This window comes from Cytophaga hutchinsonii ATCC 33406 (assembly GCF_000014145.1).
Lineage (GTDB): Bacteria > Bacteroidota > Bacteroidia > Cytophagales > Cytophagaceae > Cytophaga > Cytophaga hutchinsonii.
This window is the reverse complement of sequence record NC_008255.1, coordinates 650,543-665,882: the sequence shown is the minus strand read 5'-3', so window position 1 is coordinate 665,882 and position 15,340 is coordinate 650,543. Positions and strand designations below refer to the sequence as shown.

The following is a 15,340-nucleotide window of genomic DNA, read 5'->3' as shown; positions in this document are numbered from 1 at the left end:
TTAATACTTAAATTGTCCTATTATGCATATTTTTAAGTATATAATATTGAATACGTATTTATGCAGATTGAATTAGCGAATTTTGAGAAAATTTACACCCATTTTGTTGGCAATAAATCAGATGAAGAAGGCATTACTATTTCTAAAACACCTCTGCAACTGAACGACGAATCGTTAAAAGAATTGCTTCTGAATTATTTCACACATCCGTTTAAGAATAAAGAATACAATCATTTTCATCATGAAACGGATTTGAATTTAAATGAGTTGTATACATATTGCTCAACGATCTTTGCTGATCCGGATGCTTTATATCTGCAAAGCATTAATATAGCCAAACACTTATATGAACAGTCTAAACATCCCATGATTAAAGGTGGTGAGTTATATGTGGTACATTTTAATGATTGCGTAATCGACGGGGAAAGCACGGATGCCATTGGCCTGTTTAAATCTGAAACAAAAGAAACCTTTTTAAAAATATTTCCCCAGGGCGATGGCTATGAAGCTGTATCCGACAAGGGGATCGATATCCGCAAGCTGGATAAAGGCTGCTTCATTATTAACAGCGAAAAAGAAAACGGCTATAAAGTTTGTGTGGTTGACCAAACCAATAAATCAAGTGACGCGCAATACTGGAAAGATGATTTCCTGAAAATTGTGAGTCGGAACGACAGCTTTCATTATACGCAGAACTACATGAACATGTGTAAGAGTTTTGTAACCGATCAGATGCCTGAAACATTTGAGGTTTCTAAAACCGACCAGATTGACCTGCTGAACCGTTCGGTTAATTATTTCAAAAAAAACGAATCGTTTGATATGCAAGCCTTCACCAACGATGTTATTCAGGATGAAGGGCTGATTGATTCCTTTAAAGAATACAAAAATAAATTTCAGGAAGATCATCAGATGCCGATGGTAGATGAATTTGAAATCTCTACACCTGCGGTAAAAAAATATGCAAAAGTTTTTAAAAGTGTATTAAAGCTCGACCGCAATTTCCATATCTACATACATGGCGACAAAGATCTGATTGAACGCGGCAGAGACGATGCCAGCGGCATGAATTTTTACAAAATCTATTACAAAGAAGAAAGTTAAGCCCATGATTTAATCATGTAACCGGTCACATGAGATTGTTCCCAGCCCACGGTTTCAACCGTGGGGAATAAAATTATTACACATGCACGGTTTCAACCATGGGAACATAAAATGATACATGCATTTCAACCGTGGGCGTCAAATAAATCAACCCATGATTTAATCATGTAACCGATCACATGGATTTGATGTATACCAGTTTCACGTTTTTGTAAGATTGCTCCCAGCCCACGGTTTCAACCGTGGGGAATCAAAGTATTACACATGCACGGTTTCAACCATGGGAACATAAAATTACACATGCATTTTCAACCGTGGGAATATGGTTGAACCGATAAAAAATCGTTACAATTGTTCAACAAATGAACGAAACAATTGTTGTCCTTCTTCCCAATACGTCAATTGTGCTGCAGTACCGATATGCCCGCGCTGGCCAACAGAAACAAACGATGCCTGTATAACATCTGCCCATTTTTTTAATTCAGGACTCGTAATATATGGATCGTTTTCACTTGCAATCATTACAGCCGGAAAGGGCAATACAATCCTCGGCACCGGTATAAATCCGATACATTCTTTCGGAAAATCAGCGCGTTCTGCATCGGGCATGGCAACCAGAAACGCGCCCGCAATACCTTTCAGTTTACGCTGCGCAACAGCATGCAAAACTGTTACGCAGCCAAGGCTGTGTGCAATCAGTACAACAGGTTTATCGCTGCAGGTTTCTGTTATCAGCTGCAGCTTATTCACCCAAACCGAACAAATCGGGTGATCCCAATCGGCTTGCTGTACCCGATGAATCTCCGGATATGCCTGCTCCCAGAACGTTTGCCAGTGATGTTCTCCTGAGCCACCCAGACCGGGCACATTTATATAATTAAAACGGTTATCCAGCATGTAAACAATCAAAAAAAACAAATTATACAACCCTATTACCAGAAACCTAAATTATTACATTTTTTGAGTATTCAATAGAAGTAACTAACTTGAATGCGTAATTTCTTTGAAATTAATTTTAACGCACCAGTAACTGCTTTCATGAAAAAAAATAAAACCGTTATTGAAACAAAAATCAATCCTTATGTAGAGGTTTCTTATCCGATCTCCATCATACTGATCGTAAGTATCCTGTTGTATATTAAATCGCTTAATTTTGGATTAACCCATTTAGATGATACGATATTCATCAATGATTTTCATGAATTGTTTTCTAAAGGGAAAAATTTGGGACATTTATTTTTCAGAGGCGTTTTTTTTGAAAAAGACGATTCGTATTACCGTCCGCTGCTGATGGTTTCATTTATGTTCAATAAAATTGTAACCGGAAAATTATTTGGATATCACCTTACCAATTTATTTTTTCATTTAACATCCTGTGTACTTCTTTACCGGTTTTTTAACGTATTCAATGTACGCAGCGATATTGCTTTTATTCTAACACTTTTATTTGCTGTACATCCCGTATTGTCTCAGGCCGTTGTATGGATACCGGGCCGAAATGATTCCATGTTAACAACATTTGCACTTGCAGCTTTTCTAGCTTTCGTTCAATTCAATAAAACATTTACCTGGAGCTGGTTCCTGCTTCATTTACTGTTTTTTTTCGCAGCATTATTAACAAAAGAATCCGGTATTATATTACCGGTAATGTGTTGCGGCTACCTGTTTCTGTTTACAAAAACGTCCGTTAAAGCGTACAGTATGTGTATTGCTTCGTGGGTTATTACTGCTGCAATGTGGTTCTACATGAGAAGCATTTCTATTGACCCTATTATTAAGCCTACCCTATCTGAATATGCCACCGGTTTTGTTAACAGGCTTCCGCTTTTTATTCAGTATCTTGGAAAATCTTTGCTGCCATTCAATCTATCGGTCTTTCCCATGCAAGCCGATACCAGCTTAGTGTATGGAATCCTTGCTTTTGCATTACTTGCGATTCTGTTGTTTCTCAATAAATCAGCCGATAAAAAACAGATCCTGTATGGCATTTCATGGTTTGTATTATTTTTACTGCCTGCATTATTTATTCCTGTCCAAATCAATGAACAGGCTTTTGAACACCGTTTGTATTTACCTATTATAGGCATATTGTTACTGTTACCGCAAACAATTATTTTTTCTGATCAATCTGCGTATCATCCCAAACGCGTTTTTGCCGGCACATTAGCAGTGATTCTTCTTTTTACAATCATAAATTTCGTGCATCAGCAAAAATTTAAAAATGAAATAACCTTCTGGGAAAACGCTGTAGTTGACAGCCCATCTTCCAGCTATGCACACAAGCTGCTGGGTGTAAAATATTTTACAAAAGGCATATTTGAAAAATCCGGAGAAGAAATACAACAAGCACTGCGCCTGGATTCTACTGAACGCTACGCAAATTTCTATTATGCTAAAAATCTGCTACATAATAATCCGAAAGATCCGAAAGCAGAATACTATTTATTAAAAGAAGAAGAAGAGCATCCGGGTTTTATTGATAATGTATTTGAACTGGCTAAAGTTAATTTTGAAAAAGGAGATAAAACAAAAGCACTTTTTTATCTGGAAGAATGTGTGCGCACAACACCAACATTTATGCTTGCAAAAAACAATTTGCTTTTATTGCTGATTGAATTGGGTGAAAAAGAAAAAGCGCTTGCGTGGATTAATCAATGGAAAGCCGATAAAACGGGTTTGCCTAAAGGCCTTGAAGCAGAAGTAAATAAAATGCCTTGATTTTTTTTCAAATTCCCATACCTGCATTTTCTTTGCAACATACAGGTATGGGAAAAACAGAGCACTTTATGCCGGCGATATTTCATTGTTCTGTACGCAGGCAGTACTGAACCGTATATTAATAATACAATTCCAGAAACTTCCTCAGCCTGTTCGATTGAAAAATTCTATATGGTTTTTTGAACGAATACTGGAATGTAATTTGTACATATTGTAATTAAGCCATATTATATTTTTACTTCTGTTAAATTTTCATAGTGAAACTATTTGAATAATACCATTTTATTTCGGATATCCTACCACATATTAATACACTACTTATCCTATAGAGATTGTATTGTATGTTAAATTACCATAACTTTGTATAACACAAAATAGCAGTACCATGACACAGCAACTTAACTGGACAGATGTTTTCACAAATGAAAACGAAGCTGTAGAAGCTTTCAAAAACTTTCGCACAAAAAAAGGAATCGTTTGCAAAAAATGCAATGAAACAAAACATTACTGGCTTGCAGGCAAAAAACAATTTCAATGCAGTGCATGCCGTTTCAGAACAACGTTGCGCAGCGGTACCTTGCTTGAAGGAAGTAAATTACCCATCTCCTATTTTTTTATTGCCTGGTCATTGCTTATAAAAAATGAAAATCAGGTTACACTTGAAGAATTTCAGTTACAGACAAAACATAAATATTACGAACCACTTTGGGAATATCTACATAAAGTGAAGACACATTTCAAACATGAAGATGCTGCGAAAATGGCAGGGGAATTTGTAGAAATCACACAAACCTTTCCACTATATAAACCGCTAAACAATTGAAGTATGAGACATGTGAGTGAAGAAGATATAGAACGTGACCGGATTCCCCAGGGGGCATTTGGAGTAGATGAAATGGATCTCGACCAGTTGCAGGACGAGATCCAGAATCTGAACCGTCAGGAAGCAAATACCGAAACCAGTTTTAAGTTTATTGATAAAGTCAATGAACTCAACGCCAGAAGCCCCTATATTAAAATTCTTTTTATTGCTAACCTGGTGTTGGTTGTTGCAGCATTTTTAATTTCATTTAATGTAGATAGTATCCGTCATAATTTTTCAAGCAGTTTTTTTTCTTTCATCAGCAGCGTCTTTACTACCGATCTTTTAATTTTTATATCTATAGGTGTTGTTACACAATTGCTGGACGGGGCATTAGGTATGGGTTACGGTGTCGCATGCAGTTCATTTCTGCTCGGCCTTGGCCTCACGCCTGCTTACACCAGTGCAACGGTTCACTTAGCCAAATCATTCAATACAGGCACATCCGGCATTTCGCATTTACGTGTTCGAAGCCTCAACCAGAAACTCTTCAGAAGTTTATTAATTCCTGGAATAGCAGGTTCTGTACTTGGCGCGTGGTTATTAGCCGATGTCATTCATACGGATCTCGTAAAACCGTTTGTAGCTTTTTACTTGTTAATACTTGGAATTTTAATTTTACTTAAACCTTTCCGTGAACCGAACGATAAAAAACGGGTTAAAAAAATCAGCCTGCTGGCTGCTGTAGGTGGTTTCATTGATTCAATCGGCGGGGGTGGCTGGGGACCGATTGTTACATCTAACTTATTGCAGAAAGGCCGTGTATCCAGCTACACCGTTGGGTCGGTAAATATTGTAGAATTTTTTGTTGCCCTCTCAGCTGCATTAACCTTTATTTATTTTGATAAATTTTCCGGCTGGCAGGCAATTATCGGATTAATTATCGGCGGTGTTCTGGCCTACCCCTTTACGTCTTTCATTGTTTCAAAAATAAACCGAAATGTGATCACCCTTTTGCTGGGGCTTATTGTTATTGTGTTTGGAATGAACACACTGATCACATCCAATTTTACGGCATTACAAAAAGTCTTTATTTCATTTTTTCAATAGACAGATTTTTTGATTTACGGGCTACGCTTGCACATACTCAAGCGTAGCTTTTTATTTTATTATAGGTATAATCTACCGAATAAAAACCACTCCCTTTTATGAAAAGGAACATGCAGCCTAACAGCATAGCCCAGTCTGTTCTGCTGTTATGAAGCAATTCCCAAAAACCTTTTTCAACATAAATAACCGACTTAGTTGTTGCAATTGCTGCCAGGATGACTACAATCAATGGAACACATACCAGTCGGGTAAACAATCCAATGAGCAGTAAAAATCCACCGCAGATTTCAACCATAGCTACAAACGGTCCTAAAATTTCCGGCGCAGGCAAGCCGATTGTTTCAAAACGCCCGCTGCCAAGTGTTTTGGCAAATAAGATTTTTTGAATGCCTTCAGATAAAAATACACAGCCAACAAGGAAACGGATGATGATCGTTTGCTTATCGTTATCCGTATGAATGACTCGTCGAAGCATAATAATTTTTATTTATATCTCTAGTACTGTTCTTATTTAACAAATTTACCGGACTAATGAGAGCGTAGCCTGGCAATTTTTAAAAACCATTTTTTATTTCGTCAAAATCTGTTCGGCGTGTGCATCGACCTTCACGGCATCAATCACTTTTGTGATGACTCCTGATTCATTAATAATAAATGTAGTCCGGGCTGTGCCATAAAATACTTTCCCCTCCCGTTCCTTTTGTACCCACACACCATATGCTTTATTAATTGCTGCATCAGAATCAACAAGCAGATCATACGGCAGGTTGTATTGTTTGATAAATTGCTGATGAGAAAACGCATCGTCTGTACTCACACCAAGAATCGTGTAGCCCTGTGCCGCCAGCGTATCCTTGTAATCTCTCAGGTTACATGCTTCTTTTGTGCATCCGGGTGTATTGTCTTTTGGGTAAAAATATAAAACTAATTTCCTGCCTTTGAAACTTGTCAACGAAACAATTTTTCCATTCTGATCTTTTGCTGAAAATGCCGGTGCTTTATCACCCGCTTTCAGTTGTGTTTGCGCATATACACTGCTGCTTATAAAAAACAACAGTGTACAGATAAGAACTAATTTCCGCATATTGCTATTATTTATCGGCTATGTTAATCTTTAATAACTTCTATATTAGCGGTGATTGTTACATCATCACTTAAGGTAGTGCTTGATTTTCCTACACCAAAATCAATGCGGTTTATTACACCTGTCAGTTTAAATCCTGCAACCTTTTTTTGTGTTTTTTGATTGATCGTTGATCCGATATAGGTAACTTCCAGATCAACCGTTTTAGTAACATTTCTTATCGTGAGGTCTCCGGTTAATTTATATTTATTTCCGGTTGTCTTTGTAAATGATTTACTTTTGAAAGTTAGTGATGGATAAACAGCAGCATCAAAATAATTAGCGCCCTTTAAGTGCTCGTCACGCGTGGTATTGTCGGTATCTATTGAAGTAACGTCTGCAGTAAGTGCAATAACCGCATCTGAAAAATCTTCTTTGGAGGAAGTAAGTGTAATAGAGAAATTTTTAAAATTCCCTTCCTGTTCAGAAATTCCTAAGTGAACAATGGTAAACGTTAGTTTTGAATGCGATTTGTCCAGCGACCAATTCTGTGCCTGTATGGCTGACACGCTCAATAAGGCAAAAATACATACGATGATTTTTTTCATAAATACAGTTGATTAATTAAATAATAAAACGGCTATGATGAGCGTAACAACAATGTTGAATCCCTGGGCAACCAGAAAAGCGATCAATGGTTTTTTGCTTTGCTGATTAAACATATCTGAGAATTTAGTTTCAAGACCAATACTTGTAAATGCGAGTACAAACCAAAGCAGTTGAATATTTTTCAATCCGTCTTTTACTTCAGCAATTTTATCAGCAGAAAGCACAAAAGAAAACAACAGAGATGCAGCAACAAAACCCAAAACAAATTTAGGGAAACGTTCCCAGATTAAGCGCAGTGTAGGTTTTTCAACATGTTGTCCGGCAACGGCTTTTTTGTTATAGGTCCAGTAAATACTAATGGCAAATGCCGCTGCGCCGAGCAATACATTCTGTGAGAACTTAACAATCGTACTGATCTTCAATGCAACTTCTCCAACTAATGATCCAGAAGCAACAACAGCGCCGGTTGTATCAATCGTACCGCCGAGCCAAGCGCCGGTTTCTTCCTGCGACAACCCAAGATACCTGGCAATGATGGGCATAAAAATCATCATGGGAATGGCAGTTACCAATACCAGGGAGATTACATAAGAAAGTTTTTTTGTATCTCCTTTAATCGCACCTGCTGTAGCAATAGCAGCCGAAACACCACAGATAGAAACAGCACTGGAGATCATCATGGTAAGTTCATCATCAATTTTAAGTTTGCGGCACAGCCAGTAGGCAAAATACCAAACGCTTACCACTACCAGCAATGCCTGTATCAAACCAAGCGAACCGGCTTTTAAAATATCTCTGAAAATAACGGTGGTACCCAACAGCACCAAACCGATTTTAACAAATACTTCGCCGTTCAATAACGAGCGGAACCATTCAGGTATTCCAATGAGGTTACGTATAAGCAGGCCGATGGAAAGGCTGAATATAACGGCTTCCAGCCCCAGATCTTTCATACCCTTATATCCTGAAATAATCAGCGCAATAATTGTAAGTACATACAACACCGGAAATACAACAGTAAGAAATAATTTTAATGGTTTGTTGTTGAGAAAATATCCGATGGCTGCTGCCACAAAAACGAAAATAAACTGAATACCTATTTTATATAGGTTTTCAGCGGTCAGAATAGTATCTGTTAACTGGTTTATATTTTCCCAGGAATAAGCAGGCGGAACGGGTACAATAGTAAAGAGCGCTGCAGCAATAATGATAAATCCTAAAATTACTACTACCCAATCTTCGTGTAAGGCAATGGCTTGTTTTTTAAACGCTGACATATTTTATTCTACTTGTATTGTTTTTTAAGATCCTGTATAACAGCCTGCGCAGCATGAAAGCCGCACATACCGTGTACACCGCCACCGGGAGGTGTAGAAGATGAACATATATAAATACCTTTCTTAGGTGTTCTGTAAGGTGAAATTTTCACTGCGGGCCGTGTATACAACTGACGAATGTCAATGATACCGCCATTGATATCACCGCCAATATAATTGGGATTGTATGCCTGTATCTCTACGGTGTTCATGGTATTTTTTGCCAGAATAGTATCTTTAAATCCCGGTGCAAAACGTTCAAGCTGATTTTCAATCGCAGCTGTCATATCTGTTGCGGAACCATTAGGTACGTGGCAATATGCCCAGGCAGTATGCTTACCCTGGGGGGCACGCGTTATATCAAATTTGCTTTGCTGCGCAAATAACACAAATGGTTTTTCCGGATGTTTACCGGAAGATGTCTCCTGTTCACTCAAGGCAATTTCGTTGAATGTATTGCCAAGATGCACGGTACCTGCCTGCCTGCAATGATCGGATGTAAACGGAACAGGTTCGCTGAGTGCCCAGTCTACTTTAAACACGCCCATACCGTAACGGTAATTCGTTAGTTGTTTTTTATACAAACCGGAGAATTCATCGCCGGTAATTTTCAATAGTTGTTTGGGAGTAACATCAAACAGTACAGCCCTGGCTGCCGGCAGCTGATTGAGAGAAGTCACTTCAACATTTGTCTGAATGGTACCACCAAGTGAAATAAAATACGAACCCAATGCATCTGCAATAGCCTGTGAACCGCCGATAGGTATTGGCCAGCCATGCAAATGGCCAACCGCAGAAAGTACCAAACCGATTGCAGCCGAAGCCCAATTGGTCAACGGTTGTATGGAATGTGCTGCCATGCCTGCCCACAACCCTTTTGCTTCTTCGGTTTCGAAGCGTTTGGATATACAATCTGCAGAGCGGATCGCATTTAATCCAAACGCGGCCATCTTCAACGGATGTTTGGGAAACCGTAACGGCCCCATAGCGTCTGCAGCAATATCGGGCCAGCTTTCTATAACAGGCTCTATTAACCGTTTGTAATTATCTGCATCTTTACCCAGCAACGCGATTGTATCTTTTAGCGAACGCGAAAGAATGGCTGCTCCGCCATGATCAAAGGGATGTGCCGCAGCAATAGGCGCATGTGTAAACCGCAACCCGAATTTATCCAGCGGTATATCCGCAAAGAACGGAGAAGCAACTGCCATCGGATGTATAGCAGAACACACGTCGTGCTTAAACCCAGGTAACGTGAGCTCTTTCGTACGTAAACCACCGCCGATGGTATCTTTTGCTTCCAGCACCAACACAGCAAATCCTTTCCGTTGGAGTGTAATGGCTGCTGCCAGACCGTTGGGGCCGGATCCGACAACTACTGCATCATATATATTACTCATATGTACGATTATACTTTTCTATCTGTAAGCAATATAAAACTATTTCATGGCATCCGGATTGAGTACCACTAAACCATCTTTTTTTACCCGCCAGAATGTTACCGGATTAAAATGGTATCCACCAGACACGCCTCCTCTTGCTTCCAGCAACTGTTTTAAGAATGGCTGCTGATATCCTGTTTCATCGGTTACACGGCTTGCAATTTCTGTTTCATCTCCGTTCCAGTTCCATAAAAAACGGAACCGCACGTGTGCCTTATCCAGAACAGGTTCCTGCAGCTGCGCAGGCAGCCATGTTTTACCTGCATCTGTTGTTATATCTACCCGCAATACCTTACCTCTTCCTGTCCACGCAATTCCCTGAATTTCGATCCAGCCTTTTTCGACCTGTCTGGGATACGAAGGAAATGTGATGATGGAACGTGCATCCATATCGAAACTGAACTGCCGGTAAAATCCGCCTTTTATTGTTTCGGTATATTTAGATGTTTCTTCGCGTGTCATAAACGGAGCGTCCGAAACTTCAATGCGCCGAAGCCATTTTATATTTGTATTCCCTTCCCAGCCCGGCAATAACAGGCGCACCGGATATCCCTGCTGCGGACGTAAGGCTTCTCCATTCTGTGCGTACACAATCATGGCATCGTCCAATGCTTTTGTTACCGGAATGCTGCGCGTCATTACAGCAGCATCCCCGCCTTCTGCAAGCAGCCATTGTGCCGTATCCCGAATACCGACTTCACGCAACAGCGTAGAAAGCATTACTCCTGTCCATTCGCTTTGGCTGGTCATGCCGCAGATCTCCTGAGCGGTCATCGTTTCCTTTCCTGTGCGGTAGTTCCCCGAACATTCCAGAAAGCAAATGCGTGATACGGATGGAAACCGCTTCAGATCCTGCAGCGAAAATTTCTTAGGTTTGTCAACCATTCCATGAATGATTAATTCATATGCTTCCGGATTGATATCCGGCATACCTGCGTGGTGCCGTTCAAAGTGCAGATCAGAAGGAGTAATGGTTCCGTACAGATCCTGCAGTGGTGTTCTGGAAGATGTGTCGGATGTTTTTTTAACAGGATTTTCATACGCAGAACGATTGCCAACTAAACCCGGAGGAGCACCAATGCTTTTAGTAGGATCATCAGATAAAAACATTGCCGGCGGCTGCAGCATCTGCACTGTTTTACCAAGCGAAGTCTGGACAAATGCAACGGTTGCCAAACCAGCCATAGCCAGTAAGGATCGACGGCTCAAGCCGGTATCTTCTTTTTTAGCATGATCTTTCATCTGCTGCCGGATTTTATTTCATCTAACCTGTTATCCGGAACAAATAATTTTTTCGCCGGCATTTCAATCAGTGGTAATGTTTTTTCTGTGACAACAAATACAGAATCAATGATACCATTCTCATACAGCAAATAAGCAGTAAGGTCATATACTTCCTTGCTGGTGAGTGAACCGGGCGCATTGTACGGCATTGCACGGTTTATATAATCGTACACAGTTGTTGCATATGGCCAATAGTTACCGATTGTTTTTGTTTTGTTTGAATCAGGCGGTGATGAAACAAGTTTTCCGCCAGGCCCTCCTTCTCTGCCTGTCTTCCCATGACACACGGTACATTTTTCCAGATAGATGCTCCGGCCTTCTTTCACCATACCTGCACCGGCAGGTAACCCTCTTCCATCCGGACGTACATCGATATCAAATTTTCGAATATATTCAGTTGATACAGACTGGCCGAAACCAAAGGTATCCGGAAATACAGCTGCTGTTTTTTCAATTCCAGTAGTTTTGTTAAGCGTATCTTCAGCAGCAACCCAGGTATGTATTTTTTTATTACATGCTGTAATTGAACCTGCTGTTAAAAACATTGTGAAGCATATACAGAACGGCCAGGTCAATTGTTTCATTTTAATGATAAGATGTAAAGTGCAATTTTTCTGGTTTGTTCAGGTGTAAGTGTTGTATGCGCAGCCATTTCATTTTCACCCCATACACCACCTCCGCCTGAAATTATTTTTTTTGAAAGGTATTGAATGTTTGTTTCCGTAAGCGGATAACGCTGAGCAATCTGTTTATATCCCGGGCCGATAAGCGTATAGTCTGATACGTGACATGTTTTACAATCAGACTGTGCAACCAATGCTTTGCCTGCTTCAACATCTTTGGGATTTACAGTAACTGCACCTTTCTGTGCTGTACCCGGCGCATTCTGTGCATAACTGATAACAATTGTTGCTGCCGCCAGTGCGAGCATGAGTAATTTATTCATAATGATAACAGATCTTTAAAAACAGATATTCTGATGGCATGTTTCTGTATCAATAAGAGGCTGATGAAACTGCTTGTTCACGTCCCTCATATAAAGGATATGTGTGTTCGGCTTTATCCAGTATTACATAAATAGAATCGTTGAATTCATTTATGCCTGATACTATAATCCTCGTATCTGTTGGTTTGCTGTAATGCAGTACCTGCTGCTGGTCACGGTGTGCTTTATTTTTATTGGTTAAATACAAAATGTGTTTAATAGTGTCTGCTTTATAGTCAAAATAATGCCGTCCGCCGCCAACGCCTCTGAATTCAAATCGCTTGCTGATACTTTCTTTATTTTCTCTTCCGGTATTATCATTATCCATCTGCTGCAAACGGTTCATCCTGATTGCCATAGTTGACCAGGTTTCAAAAACCACATCGTGCCAACGTACCGAGTCCAGTGGCGAATACGGTATTACTTTATTGTTGCGCCTATATTCTGTTACATGATAAAAACCAGCTGTATTTTTTAAACCCGGATGGTTATGCGGATACCTGTAACCCAGGTCATCTATAGCATGCAGAAACAAAAGAAAGAAAACGAAAATGCCAATACTAACAGACTTTAAGGCCAAACGTGTATTTCTTTTCCAGGATGTTGAGCTGAAATCCAATCGGGTGTAAGCAGGTTTTACATCGCGTTCATTAACCAGCAAGTTCCAGATACCGGGTAAATACTGCCACAAAATAATTACCGCAAGCACCGCAAATATAAAACTGTGCACATGCACCATACCATCGTATACGTGATTTGCAATTACAATATTGAAGAGGATAACGGCTGTTAAAGCAGCACCAATAGCAGTTGTCTTTCTGAACAGCAGCAACAATCCGCACAACACTTCTGCAAACCCTAAAAAAATTTCATACCCTTGTGTAATTCCCACGGATTGCCAGTATAATTTCTGTTCGCTGAAATCAGCAAAAGGAGTATATAAAAAACTGATGCTGGGCAATTCCATCTGGATGGGAATAAATTTTTTATACCCCCAGGCAATTATACCAAAGGCCAGCCGATACCTCGCAACAACAAGTGTCCAGTAATACAAAGCGCGGTATTGCGTTGCTTTATGATCCAGCAGTGACCACACAGCACCAATTAAAACAGCCAGCCCAGCGGTTATAAAAACATTGATATAACTGTACAGTTCCCAGATATCTGCAGGTTCAAGCGTAATAAATTCAGGCGCGCCAAAACCTGTTGCAATGCTCCCCAGGCTATTCCAGTTGAATTCAGTCAAGTTTAACCGAAGCAGATTTTCATAGAAGTGTGTGCTGAATGGCAAACAGATCAATGCAACAAAGGCAAACGTTGAACGGAAGGCAAACTTCTCATATCCTTTCCATGGCACAGCAGTTATTTCCTGTTCCTGTTTAGGTTCTTTTTCAAAAGTAGTTATTGGTGTCATATCGGGTTGTTTAATGAATTACGGAATCCAGACCGCAGATTCATTACGTGCTTCATATAACGGATATATTTTGTCTGTTACTTTATCCAGCACTACATACACAGAATCTTTAAATTCATTCTGTCCACGAAGTACAATACGGGTATCGGTGGGGCGTTCATATGTAAAAAACAGTTCTTCCTCTTTATATACTTTGTTTTTATTAAACAGATGAAGTGTTTGCTTAACGGTATCTGCTTCATAATAATAATGGCGTCTTCCTCCGCCTGTACCGGCAGACTCATAGGTCCTGTCTACATCTTTAAACTGCTTTCCCCTGCCTGCTTCTCCATGAATGCGGAAGGTATTATTGACTGCAAAGGATATGGTCGACCATTTTTCAAATGTTACCGTTTGCCATCTTATAGAATCAATCGGTGAATATGGAATAACTTTATTATTCACTTTAAATTCTGATACCTGGTACACGCCTCTGGAATTTGCAAGACCGGGCCTTGAGGGAACTTTATAAGAATCTGTTTTATAATTATGCCAATGCAGGTAACCGCTTGTTAAAAAAAACAAACCAAATACAGCTGTCTTCAAACCGATGCGCAGATACTGCTGCCATTTTTTTTCAAACGGAAAATAATACACCTGCGGCGCTGTATCTTTTTCATTTACCAGCAGATTCCATATTTCCGGAATATAGCGCCACAATACAAATGTACCTCCCAATGCATAGAAAGCAGCAGCCAGGTGAATACCGCCATCGTACACGTGATTTGCAATAGCAATGTTTCCGATCATAAACAACGCCATGGCAGCGCCTAATGCTCTTGTTTTCCGGAAAAACAAAAGGAGCATGATTGCTAATTCTGCCAGGCCGATGAATGTTTCATAATTATGAACAAAGCTTAACTGGATCCAGTATAATTTCTGATGGGTAAAATCTCCCAGATTTGTATTCAGCTGTGTTTCTGCGAGAGCCGGCATTTGTGTTGGGAACACTTTTGAGAATGTTAATCCTTCCAGTCGGATCAGCATGGAGTAACTGACAGCGACAATCAGAAAATAATAAAGTACCTGGTAATTTCGGGGCTTTCTGTCAAGCAAGGTCCACAAAAGACCACCGAAAATCCCAATTAATAAAGCAACACCCCAGTTGACATAACTTGCCAGGCCAAAGTTTCCGCTCTCTGCCTGAATAACAAAAAAGCCATGTGCTTTTTCCTGTAAGGAGCCTCTGTCGGCCTCACCCGGATGGTTTTCCTGAATCTTAAACGGTGCAAAAGATGACCCTGCCAATTTACCCAGATCGCGGATATGCAGATGTTCCCAATCCGTAGTAAACCAGCCTTTATAATAATCGATATCGGTTGGTACGGTTAAAAGAAAGAAGAATATAAAGGCAATACGGAAAGATATTTTTTCATATCCTTTCCATGGTTCAACCGATGGTTTCGTTTTTAGTATAGGTTCTGCTTCTGTGTATGCCGGCATAATTCAAATTA

Annotated in this window: 14 protein-coding genes and 1 pseudogene; 4 read left to right on the top strand and 11 right to left on the bottom strand. The window is 39.9% G+C overall.

From position 1 onward, the window contains the following. Nucleotides 1–60 precede the first annotated feature (60 nt). Nucleotides 61–1,104 (top strand): nucleoid-associated protein, encoded by a 1,044-nt coding sequence (locus CHU_RS02830; protein ID WP_011583974.1) that lies wholly within the window; start codon nt 61–63, stop codon nt 1,102–1,104. Nucleotides 1,105–1,449: 345 nt separating this feature from the next. Here CHU_RS02830 and CHU_RS02825 read toward each other — a convergent pair whose 3' ends face one another. Beyond that, nucleotides 1,450–2,001 (bottom strand): RBBP9/YdeN family alpha/beta hydrolase, encoded by a 552-nt coding sequence (locus CHU_RS02825; protein WP_041932152.1) that lies wholly within the window; start codon nt 1,999–2,001, stop codon nt 1,450–1,452. Nucleotides 2,002–2,142: 141 nt separating this feature from the next. Here CHU_RS02825 and CHU_RS02820 point away from each other — a divergent pair, with 141 nt between their 5' ends. The 3 genes and pseudogenes from CHU_RS02820 to CHU_RS02810 all read left to right on the top strand — a co-directional run bounded on the left by CHU_RS02820 (nt 2,143) and on the right by CHU_RS02810 (nt 5,734). Then, nucleotides 2,143–3,822 carry a tetratricopeptide repeat protein gene (locus tag CHU_RS02820; RefSeq protein WP_143143963.1) on the top strand — a complete coding sequence of 560 codons (1,680 nt, stop codon included), beginning with the start codon at nt 2,143–2,145 and terminating at the stop codon, nt 3,820–3,822. A 463-nt stretch (nt 3,823–4,285) separates the two neighbouring features. Continuing rightward, a pseudogene (locus tag CHU_RS19910) lies at nt 4,286–4,430 on the top strand (transposase); the annotation flags it as partial. Between the two features lie 218 nt (nt 4,431–4,648). Then, on the top strand, nt 4,649–5,734 hold the full coding sequence (locus CHU_RS02810) for a sulfite exporter TauE/SafE family protein (protein WP_049755428.1): 1,086 nt from the start codon (nt 4,649–4,651) through the stop codon (nt 5,732–5,734). Nucleotides 5,735–5,771: 37 nt separating this feature from the next. Here the strand turns inward: CHU_RS02810 and CHU_RS02805 are convergent, their stop codons facing one another. The 10 genes from CHU_RS02805 to CHU_RS02760 all read right to left on the bottom strand — a co-directional run bounded on the left by CHU_RS02805 (nt 5,772) and on the right by CHU_RS02760 (nt 15,329). Continuing rightward, on the bottom strand, nt 5,772–6,209 hold the full coding sequence (locus CHU_RS02805; protein WP_011583969.1) for a DoxX family protein: 438 nt from the start codon (nt 6,207–6,209) through the stop codon (nt 5,772–5,774). Between the two features lie 93 nt (nt 6,210–6,302). Beyond that, the gene (gene bcp / locus CHU_RS02800) at nt 6,303–6,818 is read right to left on the bottom strand and encodes a thioredoxin-dependent thiol peroxidase (RefSeq protein WP_081428645.1); all 516 of its coding nucleotides are present in this window, start codon (nt 6,816–6,818) and stop codon (nt 6,303–6,305) included. 23 nt (nt 6,819–6,841) lie between these two features. Then, nucleotides 6,842–7,405 carry a YceI family protein gene (locus CHU_RS02795; protein WP_041932151.1) on the bottom strand — a complete coding sequence of 188 codons (564 nt, stop codon included), beginning with the start codon at nt 7,403–7,405 and terminating at the stop codon, nt 6,842–6,844. A 12-nt stretch (nt 7,406–7,417) separates the two neighbouring features. After that, complete coding sequence (locus CHU_RS02790; protein WP_011583966.1) at nt 7,418–8,683, bottom strand: YeiH family protein; 1,266 nt, start codon at nt 8,681–8,683, stop codon at nt 7,418–7,420. A gap of 8 nt (nt 8,684–8,691) precedes the next feature. Then, entirely contained in the window at nt 8,692–10,122 is a 1,431-nt protein-coding gene (locus CHU_RS02785; RefSeq protein WP_011583965.1) for a phytoene desaturase family protein, read from the bottom strand. Between the two features lie 39 nt (nt 10,123–10,161). Continuing rightward, nucleotides 10,162–11,406 carry a sulfite dehydrogenase gene (soxC, locus tag CHU_RS02780; protein ID WP_011583964.1) on the bottom strand — a complete coding sequence of 415 codons (1,245 nt, stop codon included), beginning with the start codon at nt 11,404–11,406 and terminating at the stop codon, nt 10,162–10,164. Beyond that, nucleotides 11,403–11,993 carry a c-type cytochrome gene (locus CHU_RS02775; protein ID WP_143143962.1) on the bottom strand — a complete coding sequence of 197 codons (591 nt, stop codon included), beginning with the start codon at nt 11,991–11,993 and terminating at the stop codon, nt 11,403–11,405. The genes soxC and CHU_RS02775 overlap by 4 nt, the downstream gene beginning before the upstream one ends. A 35-nt stretch (nt 11,994–12,028) precedes the next feature. Further along, nucleotides 12,029–12,394, bottom strand: a complete 366-nt coding sequence (locus tag CHU_RS02770; RefSeq protein ID WP_011583962.1) for a c-type cytochrome — start codon at nt 12,392–12,394, stop codon at nt 12,029–12,031. Between the two features lie 49 nt (nt 12,395–12,443). After that, nucleotides 12,444–13,847, bottom strand: a complete 1,404-nt coding sequence (locus tag CHU_RS02765; protein WP_011583961.1) for a hypothetical protein — start codon at nt 13,845–13,847, stop codon at nt 12,444–12,446. An 18-nt stretch (nt 13,848–13,865) separates the two neighbouring features. Beyond that, nucleotides 13,866–15,329, bottom strand: coding sequence for a hypothetical protein (locus CHU_RS02760; RefSeq protein WP_011583960.1), 1,464 nt, complete (start codon nt 15,327–15,329; stop codon nt 13,866–13,868). Nucleotides 15,330–15,340: the final 11 nt, after the last annotated feature.